This window comes from Planotetraspora kaengkrachanensis (assembly GCF_016862895.1).
In the GTDB taxonomy this organism is placed as follows: Bacteria; Actinomycetota; Actinomycetes; order Streptosporangiales; family Streptosporangiaceae; genus Planotetraspora; species Planotetraspora kaengkrachanensis.
The window spans coordinates 134,566-153,010 of the sequence record NZ_BONV01000024.1; the positions used below are offsets into that span (position 1 = coordinate 134,566).

General features: G+C 71.9%; 12 protein-coding genes. 8 read left to right on the forward strand and 4 right to left on the reverse strand.

What is annotated here, in order from left to right; genetic code table 11:
* Positions 1-13: 13 nt before the first annotated feature.
* Positions 14-1,033: an adenosine deaminase gene (locus tag Pka01_RS23895; protein ID WP_239115247.1), complete on the reverse strand. Its 1,020-nt coding sequence runs from the start codon at positions 1,031-1,033 to the stop codon at positions 14-16.
* A gap of 85 nt (positions 1,034-1,118) precedes the next feature.
* A complete protein-coding gene (locus Pka01_RS23900) occupies positions 1,119-2,195 on the reverse strand; it encodes a S1C family serine protease (protein ID WP_203885081.1) in 1,077 nt (358 codons plus the stop codon).
* Between the two features lie 201 nt (positions 2,196-2,396).
* Between Pka01_RS23900 and Pka01_RS23905 the strand changes: the two genes are divergently transcribed.
* From Pka01_RS23905 to pgfA, 7 genes are all read left to right on the forward strand, one after another.
* Entirely contained in the window at positions 2,397-4,604 is a 2,208-nt protein-coding gene (locus Pka01_RS23905) for an acyl-CoA dehydrogenase family protein (RefSeq protein WP_203885082.1), read from the forward strand.
* 81 nt (positions 4,605-4,685) lie between these two features.
* The gene (locus Pka01_RS23910; RefSeq protein ID WP_203885083.1) at positions 4,686-6,308 is read left to right on the forward strand and encodes an MmpA family trehalose lipid delivery protein; all 1,623 of its coding nucleotides are present in this window, start codon (positions 4,686-4,688) and stop codon (positions 6,306-6,308) included.
* 139 nt (positions 6,309-6,447) lie between these two features.
* Positions 6,448-6,579, forward strand: a complete 132-nt coding sequence (locus Pka01_RS41335; protein WP_275414503.1) for a hypothetical protein — start codon at positions 6,448-6,450, stop codon at positions 6,577-6,579.
* A 277-nt stretch (positions 6,580-6,856) separates the two neighbouring features.
* Complete coding sequence (locus tag Pka01_RS23915; RefSeq protein ID WP_239115248.1) at positions 6,857-8,119, forward strand: glycosyltransferase family 4 protein; 1,263 nt, start codon at positions 6,857-6,859, stop codon at positions 8,117-8,119.
* Complete coding sequence (locus Pka01_RS23920) at positions 8,116-12,321, forward strand: alpha-(1->3)-arabinofuranosyltransferase (RefSeq protein ID WP_203885084.1); 4,206 nt, start codon at positions 8,116-8,118, stop codon at positions 12,319-12,321. The genes Pka01_RS23915 and Pka01_RS23920 overlap by 4 nt, the downstream gene beginning before the upstream one ends.
* Complete coding sequence (locus Pka01_RS23925) at positions 12,318-14,186, forward strand: hypothetical protein (RefSeq protein WP_203885085.1); 1,869 nt, start codon at positions 12,318-12,320, stop codon at positions 14,184-14,186. Before Pka01_RS23920 ends, Pka01_RS23925 begins: the two co-directional genes overlap by 4 nt.
* Complete coding sequence (gene pgfA, locus Pka01_RS23930) at positions 14,183-15,208, forward strand: cell envelope lipid trafficking protein PgfA (protein ID WP_203885086.1); 1,026 nt, start codon at positions 14,183-14,185, stop codon at positions 15,206-15,208. Before Pka01_RS23925 ends, pgfA begins: the two co-directional genes overlap by 4 nt.
* Here the strand turns inward: pgfA and Pka01_RS23935 are convergent.
* Positions 15,149-15,889, reverse strand: a complete 741-nt coding sequence (locus tag Pka01_RS23935) for a class I SAM-dependent methyltransferase (protein ID WP_203885087.1) — start codon at positions 15,887-15,889, stop codon at positions 15,149-15,151. The two genes, pgfA and Pka01_RS23935, sit on opposite strands and share 60 nt — an antisense overlap.
* Positions 15,890-15,951: 62 nt before the next feature.
* Here Pka01_RS23935 and Pka01_RS23940 point away from each other — a divergent pair, with 62 nt between their 5' ends.
* Positions 15,952-17,799 carry a hypothetical protein gene (locus Pka01_RS23940; RefSeq protein ID WP_203885088.1) on the forward strand — a complete coding sequence of 616 codons (1,848 nt, stop codon included), beginning with the start codon at positions 15,952-15,954 and terminating at the stop codon, positions 17,797-17,799.
* Here the strand turns inward: Pka01_RS23940 and Pka01_RS23945 are convergent.
* On the reverse strand, positions 17,792-18,388 hold the full coding sequence (locus Pka01_RS23945) for a TetR/AcrR family transcriptional regulator (protein WP_203885089.1): 597 nt from the start codon (positions 18,386-18,388) through the stop codon (positions 17,792-17,794). The genes Pka01_RS23940 and Pka01_RS23945 overlap by 8 nt on opposite strands.
* Positions 18,389-18,445: the final 57 nt, after the last annotated feature.

Here is an 18,445-nt window from a genome sequence, read left to right on the forward strand (position 1 = left end):
CGGTCGGGTCTCCTCAGCCGACGTACGCGTCGATCTCGGCGAGCAGGGCGGACTTGCCCTCGGCTCCGAGGAAGGAGGCCCGGACGGCGGACCGCGCCAGGTCGGCGATCCCGTTCCGGTCGAGGCCGAGCAGTTCGGCGGCGACCGCGTACTCCTGGTTGAGGGTCGTGCCGAACATCGGCGGGTCGTCGGAGTTGATCGTGATGGGGACTCCCGCCTTGACCAGCTCCGGCAGGGGGTGCTCGGCCATGGTGGGCACGACGCGGGTGCGGATGTTGGAGGTCGGGCAGACCTCGAGGGTGATGCCGTGGGTCACCAGGTGCTCCAGCAGGGCGGGGTCCTCCACGCTGTGCACACCGTGGCCGATCCGCTCGGCGCCAAGGTCGCGGATGGAGTCCCAGACCGTCTGTGCGCCGGTGCTCTCGCCCGCGTGCGGCACGGAGTGCAGGCCGGCGGCCCTGGCGGCGGAGAAGTGCGGGACGAACTGGCCGCGGGGCACGCCGATCTCCGGGCCGCCGAGGCCGAAGGAGATCAGCCCGTCGGGCCGCTGGTCGAGGGCGACGGACAACGTGCGGTCGGCGCCGGCGACGCCCGACTCCCCGGGAACGTCGAAGCACCAGCGCAGCACCGTGCCGAAGTCGGCCTCCACCCTCTTGCGCGCGTCCTCGATGACCTCGCAGAACTCGGCGTCCGCGAAGCCGCGCAGCAGATGCGTGTACGGGGTGACGGTGAGCTCGGCGTAACGCACCCGCTGCTCGGACAGGTCGCGGCCGACCCCGTGGATCAGGGCCCAGAGGTCGTCCGGCTCCCGGATGAGGTCCACGACGGCCAGATAGATCTCGATGAAGTGGGCGAAGTCGCGGAAGTCGAAGAACGACTCCAGCAGGGCGGGGTCGGCGGGAACGGGCGTCGACCCCTCGTGGCGCGCGGCCAGCTCGGCGACGATCCTCGGGGAGGCGGCGCCGACGTGGTGGACGTGCAGTTCGACCTTGGGCAGCCCGGCGATGAACTCGGTGATTTCAGGGGTGAGCACGGCACGACCGTAACAAGGGCGTCGGGCCCATCACCAAGCGAAATCGGCGTTTCTCGCACTATTTTGTCAGGATTGTCCGGTCAAGCTAGCCGCTGGCCGGCAGCTCGCTGAGCTCGACCGTGACGGTGGTGGTCCGGCCGGTGGGGTGGAGGAGCTGGACCTTGACCCGGTTGCCCGGCTTCTGCGTGGCGAGCACCTGGGACAGGGCGTTCGAGGTCGGCGTGGGAATGCCGTTGATGCTGACGATCACGTCGCCCGGCTTGATTCCGGCCTTCGTCGCCCCGCTGCCCGGCGTCACCGCGCCCACCACCGCCCCGATCGGGTTCCCGGCGGTGTCGACGGCCGTGCCCACGCGGACGCCCAGGGCGGCGCGGCGGCTGTTTATGACCCGGCCGTACTTGATGATCTGCCCCGCGACGTCGGTGGCGGTGTCGCTCGGGATGGCGAAACCGATGCCGGGCGCCGCCCCCTGTTCGGGGTCGACCGCCGACAACGTCGGGATGCCGATCACCTGCCCGGACAGGTCGACGAGCGCCCCTCCGCTGTTGCCCGGGTTGATGGGTGCCGACGTCTGGATGGCGTTGGTGATCGTGGCTCCCGGGGTGCCTTGCGGTCCCCGGCCGGACACCGTACGCCCGAGGGCGGACACGATGCCCTGGGTCACGCTGCCGGAGAAGCCCAGGGGGTTGCCCATGGCGAGCACGATCTGGCCGACCTGAAGCTGCGCCGAGCGGCCGAAGGACGCCGGGGTGAGCCCACGGGCGTCCTCGACTCTGATCATCGCCAGGTCGCCGGCGCGGAATGTGTTGACGAGGGTGGCCTTCCTCGGCTGCCCGCCGCTCGCGAGCGTGACCTGGAACTCCCGGGCCGTGCCCACGACATGGGCGTTCGTCACGATGTGGCCCATCGTGTCGTACACGATCCCGGAGCCGAGCCCCTGATCCGTGGTGATCTGGACGATGGACGGGAGGACCTTCTTGATGACCTGCTCGAGGGCGCTCTCGAGCGCGACCGCCTCGGGAGCGCCCGTCGGAGGTACGGACGTGGCGGTCGACCGTGCGGCGGGAGCGGTTCCCAGGTTGTCCGTGACGCCCCCGCAGGAGGAGATCGCGATCATGGCCAGCGCCGCCACGACGCGGGCGGCCCCCCGTGAGAAATCCATGGTCCCTGTCTATCCGTGCAGGGGACGGGGATCCACGCAACGCGCCAGCGGCGGATGCGGCGGTGACCAGGCCCGTTCCATTGAGAGGGCATTCGGCGAAGATCGCCGGAAGGCGGCTGAAGCGTGATGAAAGGACCGGCCTAGCCCGCGAACCTAGTTCTAGAATATGGTTCTATAAGGGTCTAGTGGTGGAGGAATCACATGGCGATCGGGCTGAGCGAGGAGCACGAGGCGCTCCGCGAGTCGGTGGCGGGATGGGCCGAGCGGAACATTCCCGTCGAGGTGGTCCGCGGCGCCGTCGGCGAACTGAACGGCTCGGGCGCCGAGGAGCGGCCGGCCTTCTGGTCGGGTCTCGCCGACCAGGGCCTGCTCGGACTGCACATCCCCGAGGAGCACGGAGGTTCCGGCTACGGCCTGCTCGAGGCCGGCGTCGTGATCGAGACGCTGTCCGAGCGGGTGGCGCCCGGGCCACTGGTGCCGACCATCCTGGCGAGCGCGGCGATCCTCGCGTCCAGCGGCAAGGCGCACGCCGAACTGCTTCCCGGCCTCGCGGACGGCTCGCTGACCGGCGCGGTCGCGCTGGGAGGTGCCTTGACGGGGGTGCGCGAGGGGGGCACGCTGACGATCAGCGGCGCCGCCGAGCCCGTCCTCGGGGCCGCTCTCGCCGACGTGCTCGTCCTGCCGGTCTCGACGGACCTCGGTGAGGAATGGGTGGCGATCGACGCCGCGCAGGCGACGATCACCCCGGTAAAGCCGCTCGACCTCACGCGCGGTGTCGCGAAGGTCGCGGTCGAGGCGCTGGCCGTACCGGAGGAGCGGATCCTCGACGGGCTCGAAGGCCCCGACGTGCTGAACCTCGCGGCGGTCGTCCTCGGCGCCGACGCGATCGGCGTCGCGGCGTGGTGCGTGGCGGCCGCGGCCGACTACGCGAAGGTGCGGGTCCAGTTCGGCCGGCCGATCGGGCAGTTCCAGGGCGTCAAGCACAAGCTCTCCCGGATGCTCGTCGCGCTTGAGCAGGCCAGGGCGACCGTCTGGGACGCCACGAGGGCGACCGGGGACGAACTCGCCTACGCCGCGGCGATCGCCGGGGTGACGGCTCCCGACGCGGCGGTCCAGTGCGCCAGGGACGCCATCCAGATCTTCGGCGGCATCGGCTACACCTTCGAGCACGAGGCGCACCTCTACTACCGGCGGGCGCTCACGGTCCGGGCGCTGCTCGGGTCGTCGGCGGACTGGGCCGAGACCGTCGCCTCGCTCGCGCTGGACGGTGTGACGCGCGAGATGGAGATCGACCTCCCCGAGGAGGCCGAGGCGCTGCGGGCCGACATCCGCGCCGAACTGGCGGAGATCGCGGCGCTCGAGGGCGTCGAGCAGAAGCGGGCGCTGGCAGCCGCCGGTTTCGTCATGCCGCACCTGCCGAAGCCGTGGGGCCGCAACGCCACGCCGCTGGAGCAGGTGCTCATCCACCAGGAGATCCGAGCAGCCAAGATCAAGCTGCCACAGATGATCATCGGTGCGTGGGTGGTCCCCTCCATCGTGTCCTACGGCACGCCGGAGCAGCAGGAGCGGTTCCTGCCCAAGACGCTGAGCGGCGAGACGATCTGGTGCCAGTTGTTCTCTGAGCCCGGCGCGGGCTCCGACCTCGCCTCACTGCAGATGAAGGCCGAGAAGGTCGAGGGCGGCTGGAAGCTCAACGGCCAGAAGATCTGGACGTCGGTCGCCCACGTCGCCGAATGGGGCATCTGCATCGCCCGGTCGGACGGCTCCAAGCCCAAGCACGACGGCATCACCTACTTCCTCGTCGACATGAAGGGGCCGGGGGTCACCGTCCGGCCGCTGACCGAGATGACGGGGGAGAACCTGTTCAACGAGGTCTTCCTCGACGACGTCTTCGTGCCGGACGACCTCGTGGTCGGCAACGTCGACGAAGGCTGGAAGGTGGCGCGCAACACGCTCTCCAACGAGCGCGTGTCGCTGTCGGCAGGTTCCGGCGGCACCGGCGCCTCGGTGCCCGACCTGGTCGGGCTGGTGGGCAGGCTCGGCCGGGAACTGACGCAGGTGGAGAGGGGCCGACTGGCCACCGTGGTGTGCGAGGGACACTCGATCAACGCGCTGTCCCTGCGCGTGACGCTCAAGCAGCTCGCGGGCGCGGAGCCCGGCGCCGACGCCTCGGTGCGCAAGCTGCTGTCCACCTCGCACGCGCAGCACGTGTCGGAGACGGCCGTCGACCTGCTCGGGGCCGGAGCGGTCATCGCGGCCGACTGGAAGCTCGGCGACGCCGGCTACTGGAACCGGGCCGTACTGGCCACCCGTGCGATGACGATCTACGGCGGGACGACCGAGGTGCAGCTCAACATCATCGGCGAGCGCATGCTGGGCCTGCCGCGCGACCCCGAGCCCGGCAAATAGTCTCGGCGGCCACGCGGCCGGGCTTCCCTCTTCCGGCCGCGTGACCGCCGTGATAAGTCCGTCATGGCCTGTTCTGAAGGGATGAGCCCTAGCCTGTACGGCATGCGGCCGTCCTCCAGTTTCGTGCGCATCGCACCGGCCGCACTGGGGCTCGTCCTCGGCCTGCTCGCCCTGGGGCCGGCGCTCGGGCCGGGCTTCACGCTGCGCTACGACATGGTGTTCGTGCCCGGCCCGGTGTGGGGGTCGCACGGCGGCGGATTTCCCAGGGCGGTGCCGAGCGACCAGGTGGTCGCGCTCTTGTCGGCGATCCTTCCCGGGCAGATCGTGCAGAAGGTCCTCCTGGTGGGGATCTTCGTGCTGGCCGCCGCGGGGGCGGCGGCGCTCGTCCCCGCGGACAGGACGGCGGACAGGACGGCGGACGGGACGGCGGACACGGCGGGCAGGACGGCCGCCCGCCTCGCGGCCGCCGCGTTCTACGCCTGGAACGCCTATCTGGCCCAACGATTGTTGCTGGGGCAGTGGGCGCTGCTCCTCGGCTTCGCGGGCCTTCCGTGGGCCGTGCGGGCGGCGGCCCGGGGCGGAGTGCTCCGCCTGGCCGCCGCACTGCTCCCGGCCGCCGTCGGGGGCTTCCAGGCGATGCTCGTGACCGCCGTGGCCGTGCTGCCGGTGGCGGTGTGGCGCACCGCGGACGGATGGCGGGCCCGGGCCCGAGCGCTCGCAGAGAGCGTGGCCACGATGGCGGTGCTCGGCCTGCCGTGGCTGGTGCCCGCCCTGCGCTCGGACGCGGTCGCCGATCCGGCCGGGGTCGCGGCGTTCGCGCCCAGAGCCGACGGGCCGTTCGGGACGCTGGGCAGCCTGCTCTCGCTGGGCGGCATCTGGAACGCCGAGGCCGGGGTCCCTGGGCAGGGCTCCTGGGGGACGGCCACCGTCCGCCTCGCACTGACCGCCGTCGCCCTCGTCACGTTCGTACGGCAGGCTCGAAGCCGGTTGGAGGAGCGCGAGCCGTACGCCCGCGGTCTCGCGGTCGGCGCGGCTGCCGGGCTGGTCGTCGCGTGCACGGGGGCGTTCGCCCCGGGGGTCCTCCAGTGGCTGATGGGGGTGTGGCCGGGTTTCGGGCCCTTCCGTGACGGCCAGCTGTACATCGCCCCGTTCGCCCTGGTGCTGGCCGTCGGGTTCGCCGCGGCGGTGGCCTGGCTGGACCGGGCCGTGCTCGGCCGGTTCGCCGTCGCGGCGGTCGCCGTGCCCGTGCTCGTCCTGCCGACCTTCGCCCTGGGGGCCTTCGGGAGGCTCGGTTCGGCCGAGTATCCGGACGGGTGGCGGGCCGTACAGGCGATCGTCAACCGGGATCCGGCGCCCGGCGCGCTGGTGACGCTGCCCTGGGGGGCCTACCGGGCGTTCGGCTGGAACGGCGGCCGGGTGGTGCTCGACCCGGCGACCAAGGCGTTCGCGCGACGGGTCGTGTGGGACGACGCGCTGGTGGTGGGTCTTCCCGGCGGCGGGCGTATCCGGGTGGCCTCGGAGGATCCGCTGAACCGCAGAATCGGGGCCGTGGTCGCCGGCGGAGGTCCGTTGACCACGGCGTTCGCCGCCGAAGGGGTGCGTTATGTCCTGGTGGAAGGACAAAACCAGAACGCGTTCCTATCTCGCCTACCTGGAGCGATTCCCGTCTGGCGGGACGGCGAACTGCTCTTGATGCGGTTGTGAGCCGGTTCCCACCATTTTTGTGTGCAATACCCGTGAGTAACGTTTTTCATCACGGTTTGACGAATGCTATGGATTATGACCTGGATCACGTTCTAGTCTCGGCCCACTGCGGATTCCGCACGTGGAGGGAGAAGCATTCGTGTTGAAAGTGCTGGCCGCTTTGGTGATCGGGGCCGTACTCGCCGGCCTCGCCTCGGTGGCGGTGGTCAACGTGGCTTCGCCCGCCCCGGCCCCGCCGAACAAGCCTCTTTACAACTACGGCGGCAGGTGAGCCGGCGGGCTCTCCTTCCCCGGTGGCCGTCCTACTGAGGAGCGGCCTGCCTGACGGGCCGTGCCGCCGCTCCGGCGGCGGTGACGGCGCGGACAGCCGATGAGTCACCGGCGGACGGACCCGGTCGTGCCGGGTCCTCATTCCGCCATGCCCGGATCCGGGTCTCCGTCGCCGCTCGCCGTCCCGTTCCCCGTCCTTTCCAGTGTCCTTTCCAGCGTCCCTGCGACCCGCGACCGCGTCGGGATCGCCACGCGAGGTGTCACCCGAAGGAGTGGTAGTGGTCGCACAGGAGGCGAACGCGAAGCCCGGGGGGCGCGCCTCGTCTCCGCCGCAATCGGACCGGCCTCACCTGACCGAGGGCCCGTCCGCGTCCGCGCCCTCACTCCGCGGCGTGCGCGTCGCCCTGCTGAACTTCCGCGAGCCGTGCCAGTCCGTCGCCGGCGGCGCGGAGGAGTACGCCTGGCAGGTCTCCACCCATCTCGTCGGCCAGGGCGCGCAGGTGCACTTCGCGACGAGCAGGGAGCCCGGGCAGCCGCGCTCTGAGCGCAGGGACGGCGTCGAGGTGCGGAGGATGGGCAACCGGTACCTCGTCTACCTGCTCGTCCCGCTGTGGCTGCTGACCAGGCGCAGGCGCTTCGACCTGGTCATCGACTGCATGAACGGCATCCCGTTCTTCGCCCCCGTCGTGGTGTCGCGCCGGACTCGGGTGATCTCGCTCATCCACCACGTGCACGACCGCCAGTTCTACGCGTTCTTCTCCCGCCGCATCGCGCGCATCGGATGCTTCATCGAGGGGCCGGTCGCCCGGCTGGTCTACCGCCGCTGCCGCACCGTCACCGTGTCGGAGTCTTCGGCGGCCGAGTTGCGCGAACGGCTGCGCTGGCTGGCGCCGATCGAGATCGTCCCGAACGGCAGCCCGGTGGCGCGGCCCATCGCCGTCCGCGAGGGGGTCGCCGGCGACCCGGTCATCGTCTACCTCGGCCGGTTGGTCGGCCACAAGCGCGTGGAACGGGTGGTCACGCTGGCGGCCGACCTGGCGGGCGACTGGCCGGGCCTGCACGTCCACGTCGTCGGGCGCGGTCCCGAGTCCGGCCCGCTCGCGGCGCGCGCGAACGAGCCGGACGTGGCAGGGCGGGTGCACCTGCGCGGCTTCCTCTCCGAAGCCGACAAGAACGCCGTGCTCAGCGGCGCGCGCCTCAACGTCACCGCGTCCGAGTTCGAGGGCTGGGGGCTGACCGTCATCGAGGCCGCGGCGCTGGGAGTGCCCACGGTGGCCTACGACGTGGCCGGTCTGCGCGACTCGGTGCGGCACGGCGTCACCGGCTGGCTGGTACGCGAAGGAGAGACCCTCGCGGACGTCGTCAGGCTCGCGCTGAAGGAGCTCGAAGACCCCCGCAGGCGGGCGCGGATGGGAGCGGCATGCCGGATGTGGGCGCGTGAGTTCACGTGGGGGAAGACCGGCGCTAGCATGACTGAACTAATTGCCACAGAGCTGGATATATGCGGCTCTGTTCCCCCCTCCCGCGGAGCGGCTCAGTGACGGTTGCCAACTGGATCGGCCAGCTGGCGCCCGAGGAGGCGGATTCGTACGCCGAGCGGTTCCGGCACCGGCTGCGGCTGCTCGCCGGATGCCTGCTCCTCGGCGCGATCGCGTTCAACACGGCGACCGAGAAGCTCATCGCCGAGACCAAGCTCGACATGGCGGTCGACCCGCTGCGCTTCCTCGGCCGCGCGCTCCACCTGTGGGACGACGACTACTTCGGCCACCTGCAGAACCAGGCCTACGGCTACCTGTTCCCGATGGGGCCCTTCTACGCGCTGTGGCTCAAGCTCGACATGCCCGCGTGGAACGTCCAGCGCCTGTGGATGTCGTTCGTGCTCTGCGCCGCCTTCCTCGGAGTGGTGCAACTCGCCCGGGCACTGCGGATCGGCACGCCCAACACGCGCATCCTCGCCGGTCTCGCGTACGCGCTGGCGCCGCACGCCCAGGCGCTGATCGGAATCAACTCCTCCGAGTTCCTGCCCAGCGCCATGATGCCGTGGATCCTGCTTCCACTGGTCCGGGGCGCGGAGGGCACGACGGGACCACGCCGGGCGGCCGCGCTGTCCGCGATCGCGTTCCTGCTCTGCGGCGGAGTCAACGCCACGGCGGAACTCGCCGTCCTCGTCGCGCCCGCCGTCTATCTGCTGACCCGGGCTCGGGGACCGCTGCGCCGCCGGCTGATGGCGTGGTGGTGCGTCCTGATCGCGGCGGTGTCGTTCTGGTGGGCGGTCCCGCTGCTCGTCATGGGCCGCTACGTCTTCTCATTCCTCCCCTTCATCGAGAACGCCACCGCGACGACCGGAGTGACGTCGCTGACCAACGTGCTGCGCGGCACCTCCAGCTGGCTGGCGTTCCTGTCGGTGGACGGCCGGCCGTGGATGGCGGGGGCCTACCAGCAGGCCTTCAGCCCGTGGCTGATCGTGGTCACCGTCCTGCTCGCGGGGTTCGGGCTGGCGGGGCTCGCCCTGCGGAGCCTGCCGGAACGCTCCTTCCTGCTCATCACGCTGCTCGTGGGCGTGGCGATCGTGGCGGCCGGCCACGCGAGCGCCATCGCGAACCCCCTGAACGACGCCGTCGTGCATGCGCTCGACGGGCCGCTCGCGGCGTTCCGCAACCTCCACAAGTTCGACGCGCTGATCCGGCTGCCCGTCGTTCTCGGGCTGGCCGGACTGCTCTGCCTGGTCAAGCCCCGCGCCCGGCTGCCGCTGACGGCCGCGGGCGCCGCCATGGTCGCCGCGACCTGCGTGCCGATCGTCGCGGAGGGGCTCGCGCCCTCCGGGTCGTTCACGGAGATCCCCGGCTACTGGAAGCAGGCGACCACGTGGCTGGACGAGAACGCCGGCGACCAGATGGTCCTGGCCGTTCCCGGCTCCAAGCGCGGCGAGTACCAGTGGGGGCGTCCACTGGACGAGCCCATGCAGCCGCTGCTCACGGCGCGCTGGGCGACGCACACCATCGTCCCCTGGGGGTCGGCGGGATCCAGCAGGCTGATGGCGGCCATCGACGACCGCTTCGCGTCGGGACAGGGCTCGGCGGGGCTCACCGAGACGCTCCGCCGGATCGGGGTCGGCTACCTGGTCGTGCGCAACGACCTCGACCGCCGCACCATCGGCACGGCCTGGCCGGCGCGCGTCCATCAGGCCATCGAGGACTCGCCAGGAATCACGCTGGTCAAGCAGTTCGGCCCGGGCGTCGGGGACAGACGGAGCACCATCGCGTCAGGCTGGCTCGACCAGCCGTACACCGCCCTGGAGATCTACCGGGTGGAGAAGGCCGCTCCACAGGTCGGCACGGTGCCGGTGGCGGGCGCCCTGCGGGTGGGAGGAGCCCCCGAGGCCCTTCTCGACCTGGCGGAGCAGGGCCTGCTGTCCGACGACCGGCCCGTCATCCTCGGCGACGATCCCGGCGCCTCGGCGATCCCGGCGTACGACACCGTCGTCACCGACACGCTGAGGAAGACCGACGTCGAGCTGAGCGACCTGAGGCAGGTCGCGGGCGCCACCCTCACCCCCGGCGAGACCGCGTCGGGCCCCGACCTCACCGATCCCGCCTGGGAGCGTTTCCAGTCGACGGCCCAGTTGCTGGAGATCGCCGGTGTGCGCGCGTCGTCGTCGGAGGCGGACGCCACCGCGATGCCGAACTCCCGCGATCCCGGGCGCCAGCCCTTCGCGGCCGTCGACGGAGACAGGCGGACCGGCTGGCGGTCCGCCGGGTGGAAGGGTCCCGTGGGCGAATGGCTCGAGGTGACGCTCACCAAGCCCACTGACGTCCCCTCGGTGACGCTCGCGCTGGACCAGGCGTACATCGGGCCGCCGCCCTCGCAGGTCGCGGTCGAGACCGACACGGGAACCCTGCTCCAGTCCGTCACGGCGACCGCGGAGCCGCAACGCCTCGCCGCGCCGCCGGGGCCGACCACGCGGGTGCGCATCCGGATCACGAAGCTCGCCTACGAGCCCAAGACGAAGCTGGGCAGCCGGGTCGGGATCACCGAACTCACGATCCCCGGGGTGAGTCCCGGCCGGACCATCGTCGTCCCGCAGGCGCCCGGCGACTCCCGCGGCGAGGCGGTCGTCTCCTTCAGCAGGAACGGGGACGTGCCCGCCTGCATGCGCGGGTCGTACGTCTGGGCCTGCTCGGCCGGGCTCGAGATCCAGGGCGAGGACGCCTACGGCTTCAACCGGGCCTACGACTCCCAGGGCTCGGGAGAGCGGACCCTCAGCGGTCAGGCCGTGCTCACCTCCCGTTCCGAGGTCGAGCGGGTCACCTCGCTGCCCGGCGAGCCGCTCGCCGTCACCTCGTCCTCGACGTACACCGACGACCCGGCGACCATCGCGAGGTCCGCCTTCGACGGCGATCCCGCGACGGTCTGGTACGCCGACCCGCTCGACCGCGCGCCCACGCTCGACGTCACGCTTGCCCGCCCGGTCACCCTCTCCCGGATCAAGGTCGTGTTCCCCGACTCCTCCATCGGGCCCCCTCCGGTGCGGCTGACCCTGCGGGGCGACGGCGGCACGCGTGAGGGCTGGGTCGGCCGTGACGGCTGGATCGAGTTCCCCCCGATGAAGACGGGCAAGCTCTCGATCGTGTTCACCGCGTCCAGTTCGCGGCCGATCGAGGTGAACGACGTCACGATCCCCGGCGTGCAACCCCTTGGGGCGCTCAGCGGCTACCCGTTGCGGCTGCCCTGCGGCTACGGTCCCACGTTGTCGGTCGACGGCGCTCCGGTGCACACGAGGATCGTCGACGGGACGCTCGCCGACGTCCTCGCCGGAAGGCCGCTCAGTTATGAGGCCTGCGAGAACTTCAACGTGCTGCCGGGGCAGACCCGTCTGTCCGCGTCGCCGCAGGACCCGTACCGGATCCGGACGGCCGTCATCCGCCGGCCGGGCGCGGTGGCGCCGCAGCCGACGGTGATCCAGCCGGTGGACGTCAAGGAGTGGACGGGCTGGGAGCGCCGGGTCGAGGTCGACGCGACGGCGGCCAGTTACCTGGTCGTCAACGAGAACTTCAACGACGGATGGCACGCCTCCGTGGCCGGGCGCGAACTCGCTCCGGCGCGGCTCGACGGGTGGCGGCAGGCGTGGATCGTGCCCGCGGGCACGACCGGGACCGTGACCATGAGCTACCGGCCGGACGGCGTCTACCGCGCGGGCCTGGCGGCAGGTGCGGCGCTGGTCCTGCTCGTCGTGGCCGCCGCCGCGGTTCCCGTCCGGCGCCGCGCCGCGCATCCGCCGGCCGGCCCCAGGGGGATGCGGGTCAAGTGGCTGTGGCCGTTCGTGCCGCTCTACGGGTTCTGGATCGGCGGCCTCACGGGGCTCGCGGTGCTGAGCGCCCTGTTCGCGGGGACAGTGTTGTTCCGTCGGGTCTCCGCGGGTGAGCACGCCCGGCGGGGGACCGTCGTCGTGGCCGTTTCACGCGCGATCTCATCCGCCCCCGCCGCGCTGGCCTCGCTCGCCTTGGCCGGGCTGAGCCTGGCGGTGGGCACGGCGCTGCTGCGCGCGGAGAGCACGGCATGGGGGGAGCCGCTGAGCGACCTCGTGCCGCAGTTGCTCTGCCTTCCGCTCCTCGCCCGCCTGCTGGCCAACGTGCCCGACGACCCCGCCGGAGTGCGGGCGCCGCGGGTCCCCGAGCCGGACGGGCAGGTGCCGCAGGCGGCGTCGGCGGCCGGCAGGGACACCCACCTTTCTGGAGTGCCGTGACCAAGGTGATCTCGGACGTCCCGCCGCGGCCCGAGCCGCCGCGGATCCGCATCACGCTCCCCGCGGAGACGGTGGCACTGTTGTCGGCCTGGGGCGCGTTCGTCCGGCGCAACGGCGTCACGCTGGCCGCGCTCCTCCTGCTCGTCCTCCAGCTGTGGTGGCGGGCCGAGGTCGTGAGCCTGGCGTACTTCAAGGAGGACGACTTCGAGTTCGCCGCGCGGGCGGTCGAGAGCCCACTCTCGTGGGACTACCTGACCCGCGTCCACTATGGGCAGTTCATGCCGGTCGGATTCGCCCTGGCCTGGTTCGTCACGCGGCTCGCGCCGTACAGCTGGGGGTTGGCGGCGGGCAGCACGCTGATCCTGTTCACGGTCTCCGGCCTCGCCGTGTTCCGGATGTTGCTCGTGTTGTTCGGGCGCAGACGGGCGATTTTGGTCCCGCTCGCCGTCTACCTGTTCGCGCCGTTCACCGTGCCCGCTCTCACCTGGTGGTCGGCGGCGCTCAACCTCGTGCCGCTGCTGATCGCGATCCCCATGGCGATCATCAGTCATGTGCTCCATCTGCGTGACGGCCGTCTCCTTCACGCGGTGGCGGCGACGGCGTGGCTCGTCGTCGCCCTGTGCTCCTTCCTGAAGGCGGCGGCGCTGCCGCTGCTGTTGTTCGCGCTGACGCTCGCGTACTTCTCGGACGGCGGCGGCGTGCGGGGCGTGCTGCGCAGGCACGCGGGACTGTGGGCCACGTACGCGGCCGTCGTCGTGGCATACGTGGTCGGCTACCTGGTGGCCGGCAGGGACACCGCCGACATGAGCGGATGGCCGACACCGGCCGAAGGGCTCGGCTTCATCAAGAAGCTGCTCCTCGACACCTTCCTCGGCACGACGCTCGGCGGTCCGTGGAAGTGGTTCTCCGGGCCCGACCGGGCCGTCGCCAGCCCGCCCGCCCTGCTCGTCGGCCTCGCGGCGGTCGTGGCCCTCGCCCTGCTGGTGGTCACCGCCCGCTACCGCCGGCGCGCCCTGCGGGCCTGGGGCCTGCTGCTCGGCTACCTGGTGGTGGCCGACATCGTGCCGACGTACTACGGGCGCGTCCACATTCTCGGGGCCTTCCACGGCATGGAGACGCGGTACATCGTCGACGCGGCCCCTGTGCTGGCGCTCGTCGTGGGAGCGGCCATCCTGCCGCTCGCCGGCGAGGACCGCCCCTATCGCGCGCGGCCGCCCAGAGACCTGGTGACCGGTGCCGGCGGGCTTCTGCTCGGCGGCTTCCTCGTGGGCTCGCTCGCGTCGGTCAGCGTCCTGTCCGGGTATCTCGGCAACGACAGGGCGCACGCCTATCTCACGACCGCCGCCGCCTCGCTGCGCTCGGCCCCGCCGGACGCCGTCATTCTGGACCGCCGGGCCCCCGGGGACGTGATCTCCGCGGCGTACGGCGAGTACGCCATGACCTCCCGCGTGCTCGCCCCGCTGGCGACGCCCGCGCAACGCGAGCGGATGCGCGACCCGGCGCCGTCGACCAACGCCATGGTCGTCGACGACCAGGGGCGTCTGCGTGCGGCCGACGGGTCGGGGGAGCGGACCGCCGCGCCCGGCGGCTGTTATCCCGTGGCCGGGGCCGGGGTGGAGATCCCGCTGCCGCAGGTGCCGCAGGCGGGGGCCGTGGTCCGGATCGGCTACTCCTCGGCCGCGAGTGCCCGGGCCGTCCTCTACCTCGGCGACAGGAGACACGACGTGACGATCGGGCAGGGGCTGGGCCGGATCCTCTTCGTGGCCCCGGCGAACCTGCAGAAGGTCCTCGTGTCCGGCCTGCCCATGGGCGCGCAGATCTGCTTCGGGGACGTCGCCGTCGGCGACGCGGTGCCGGCGTCGTGACCGCCGCCCCCGGCCGCCGGGCCTCCGTTTCCGATCGTGCTTCCCTGCGCCGCGCGGCCGCTCTCGCCCTGGCCGGGGCGGGCGCGTTCCTGCTCACCCTCGTCCCGCTGCTGCGCGGCTTCGTGCACGACAGGGTCATCCGGGTGCCGCTCGATCACTCGTCGACCAGCCGCCTGTCCGCCGCCTCGGCCACCTACTTCGACACCGCCGCGATGCGGACCCGAACCGGACCTGTCGTGCTCACCCGCGCGCTGAACGGGGACGCCGGGGCGGGCGACGACGAGCACGCCGTCTGGCTCGAGTCGAGCTCACTCGACACCGAGGACGGCGACCGCATCGACTACCACGAGCGCAAGGTCGCCTTCGACCGGCGCACCGGTGCGATCGTGAACTGCTGCGGCGAGTACGTCGACGACGATCCCACGGCACGCCAGTCCGGCCTGGCGTTCCGCTGGCCGTTCGGAGCGCGGAAGCAGGACTACGCGTACTTCGACACCCAGGTGAAGCGGACGCTGCCGATGGCGTACGACGGGGAGGAGTCCGTGGACGGGGTCACGACCTACCGGTACAGGCAGCACGTGCCGGCGACGAAGGTCGAGGACGTCGCGATCCGCATCCCGGGGAAGACGCTGGGCCTGGCGGGGAACCGGACCTTCACCGTGACCAGGTGGGCCCAGACGGAGCGTACGGTCTGGGTGGAGCCCGTGAGCGGCGTGCCCGTCAAGTCCGAGGAGAGGCGGCGGGAGACCTTCCGCACGGCCGACGGGGTGGAACGGCTGACCGTGCTGTCGGCCGACCTACGGACACCGGCGAACGAGATCGCCCTCAACGAGGCCGAGGCGCAGGCGTACGCAACGTGGAGCAGATGGCTGCGCACGATCCTGCCGATCGGCGCGGCGGGCTCCGGGGTGCTGCTCATCGGCGCGGGGCTCTGGGCGTCTCGCCGGCGGCCGCGGCCCCGCTCAGCGCCTGCGCAGGACGAGCAGCAGGTTCCACGTGGCGACCTCGCGAATCCCCGGTAGGAGCGTGACATGCCGCGCCCAGCGAGGGTGGTAGCGAGGGATCGCGTCGAGCACCTCGGCACTCGTCTGGCGTCGCGCCCATTTCAGCATCCGAGCCACCGACACGGCGTACATGCTCTCGCCGTAGACGTTCTTGGGCGGCCTGCCGTACCGGCGTTCGTAACGCCGGGCCGCACGGTGGCCGCCGAGGTAGTGCCAGGGCGAGGTCTCGTGGCCGCCCCAGGGCGACAGCCACGCCGTGTACGACAGGTAGACGAGCCCGCCCGGCCGGGTCACCCTGACGAGCTCGTCGGCCATGGTCAGGGGGTCGGGCACGTGCTCGAGCACGTTGGAGGAGAAGCACACGTCGACGGAGCCGGTCCGCAGCGGGATCTCCAGCGCGCTGCCCAGGAGGGCGCCTTCCGGCATGACGCCGTCACGCGCGCGCATCTCGCCGGCGTCGCAGTCCACGCAGACGGTGCGGGCGCCGGCGGCGCGCAGCGCCTCGGCGAAGTAGCCGGGCCCGCCGCCGATGTCGGCCACCAGGGCGCCGTCCAGATCGGCGTAGGCGGACAGCTGGGCCACGGTGTCCCTGGCCAGCATGCCGTAGAAGAAGCTCGGATCGCTCTGCTCCAGGCGGAAGGCGCCGAGCAGGCGGACCGACCGCGCGAGGTCCGCGCGGAACGCCTCGGGGGTCTCCATCCGGCGGAGCCTAACACGGTATATAGAACACGTTGCATGCGCGATGCGGTGGAGGGACGACCGTGACGGAGACCGAGATCGAGGACGTGCGCCGGCCGGGAACGATCCGGATCCGCCTCGCCGCCCCGCGGCCCGACCGGCTGACGCTGGCGGCCCTCGCACTGATCGCCGTGTCGCTGGTCTTCAAGGCCCACGTGCTTTCCCGGTCCTACTTCATCGAGGACGACTTCCTGTTCGTCGGAGACGCCCACGAGCACGGCCTCACGTGGGACTACCTCATGCGGGTGCACAAGGGGCATCTCATGCCGGGCGCCCTCCTGCTGGTCTGGGTGGTGTCGCGGGCGGCCGCCTATAACTGGTTCCTGGTCTCCTCTGTGATGCTCGCCCTGCAGGCCGCGGCGTCGGCGGGGATGCTGGTGCTGCTGCGCCGCCTCTTCGGCGGGCGGACGGCGATCCTGATCCCGCTGGCCGTCTACGTCTTCGCGCCGCTCACCGTGCCGGCGCTGAGCTGGTGGTCGGCGGCGCTGAACGCCGTGCCGCTGCAGGTGGCGATCGTCTTCTCGCTGGCCGCCCATGTTCGGTTCGCGCAGACAGGGGAGACCCGCCACGCCTGGCGGGGGCTGTACTGGGCCGTGTTCGGCATGGCGTTCTCCACCAAGGGCGTCTTCCTGCCGTTCGTGACGTTCGCCGTCGTCACGGCATATCTCGGCGCGGACGGCGGCTGGGTGCGGTCGATGATGCGGGAGGTGCGGACGCACACCCGGATCTGGCTGACCTACGCGGGGGTCCTCGCGGCCTACGCCGTGCTGTACCTCGCACAGCAGGGGACGGCCGGCGACGAGGGGGCGGGGGCGCCCAAGGCGGACGTCACGGCCGGGCTGCTCGGATGGATGCTGGGCAAGACGTTCCCCACCGGAGTCATCGGGGGCCCGCTCAACTGGGGAGGTCTGGCCGGGACCGGGGGGCTCGCCGATCCTTCGGTCCCCCTCGTGGTCGCGTCCTGGCTCACGATCGCCGTCGTGGTCGCGCTCACCTGCGTTCACCGCAGGCACGCCTGGCGGGCCTGGCTGATCGCGGCGGCCTTCGTCGTCGTCGCCGACGCCCTGCCGACCGTGCTCGCGCGCGGGCGGTACACCGCGCTCGTGGGCACAGAGACCCGCTATGTGGCCGACGCGGCCCTCATCGTGGCGATCTGCCTCGCGCTGGCCTTCCTGCCGGTCCGGGGCGAGGAACGCGCGTCGCGCCGGCCGTACCCCGACGTCATGCCGCTGGCGGCGGCGCTCGCGACGTTCGTCGTGGTCGGCATGTCGATCGCGTCCATCACGTCGTACGGCAGGACGCTCGTGACGGGCGACAGGATCCACGCCTACCTGGACACCGCGCGGGCCTCGCTCGCCGCGGCCCCCGCCGGAGCGCAGATCTACCCCCGGCCGGTGCCGGACTACGTGGTGCTGCCGTGGAACGGAGAGCGGCGGCTGACCTCGCGCGTCCTCACCCCGCTCGCCGGCGAGGGACTGCGCCAGAGGATGCGCGACCCCGAGCCGACGGGCACGCCGTACGTCATCGACGACACGGGCAGGCTCGTGCCTGTGCAGGGGATCTACGGCTATCTCGACGGCCCCGAGGGCGGTGGGTGCTACCGGCCGAGGGAGGGCACCATATCGTTCCCCGTCGAGTCGCTGGGCGGCCCGGAGGCGGTCGGGTGGCTGAAGTACACCAGTGAGCTACCCGTCACGGTCGACGTGTCGCTCGGCTCGGTCTCCATCCGCCTGGACCTGCCGGCGAGCCCGCAGGAGCGGGAGATGTACTTCCCCCATCCCGGTGTGGGGCAGGGCCTGCGCGTCACCGTGCCCGACGGCCTCTGCTTGAGGGCCGTGGCGTTCGGCGCGGTCGTCCCTGCCCCTAGCTAGCCGGGGCCGTCTGGGAGATCACGAGTTCGACCAGCGCGCGGGCGGCGGCGGCCGGCTGTTCGTCGGGCCGGGAGGCCGCGGTGACGGCGGCGCCGTCTATCAGCAGCATCAGCTGGACGCCCGCCGTGACCGGGTCGGGGTGCCCGGCGGCGCGCAGCTCGGCCTCCAGCAGCGCGCGCAGGCGCCGCTTGTGGGCGCGGATCACGTCATGCGCCGGATGCGCCGGATCGGCGAGCGAAAGGTCGGCGTTGACGAAGGGGCAGCCCCGGTATCCGGGCGCGTCCGGCACCGTCTCGAGGTGGGCGAACAGTGCCCGCAGCCGAGTGCGCGGATCGTCTCCACCGGAGGCCAGGGCATCGGAGTATCCCTGCTCGGTGCGCTCGGAGGCCTCCCTGAGCACCTCGGCGACGAGGCCGTCCTTACCGCCGAAGTGCTGGTAGAGCGATCGCCTGGCGACGTCGGCCGAGGTGAGGATGGCGTCGATCCCGACGTGCGCGCCTTCGCGGTAGGTAAGCGTGCCGGCGGCGCGCAGCAGACGCTCGCGCGGGCCCTCGCCCCGGGCGGCCTTCTGGGTCTTCGTCGTGTCCACGACTTGACTATAGACCACTCGGTCTATCTATAGTGAATCGACCGATCGGTCTACTTT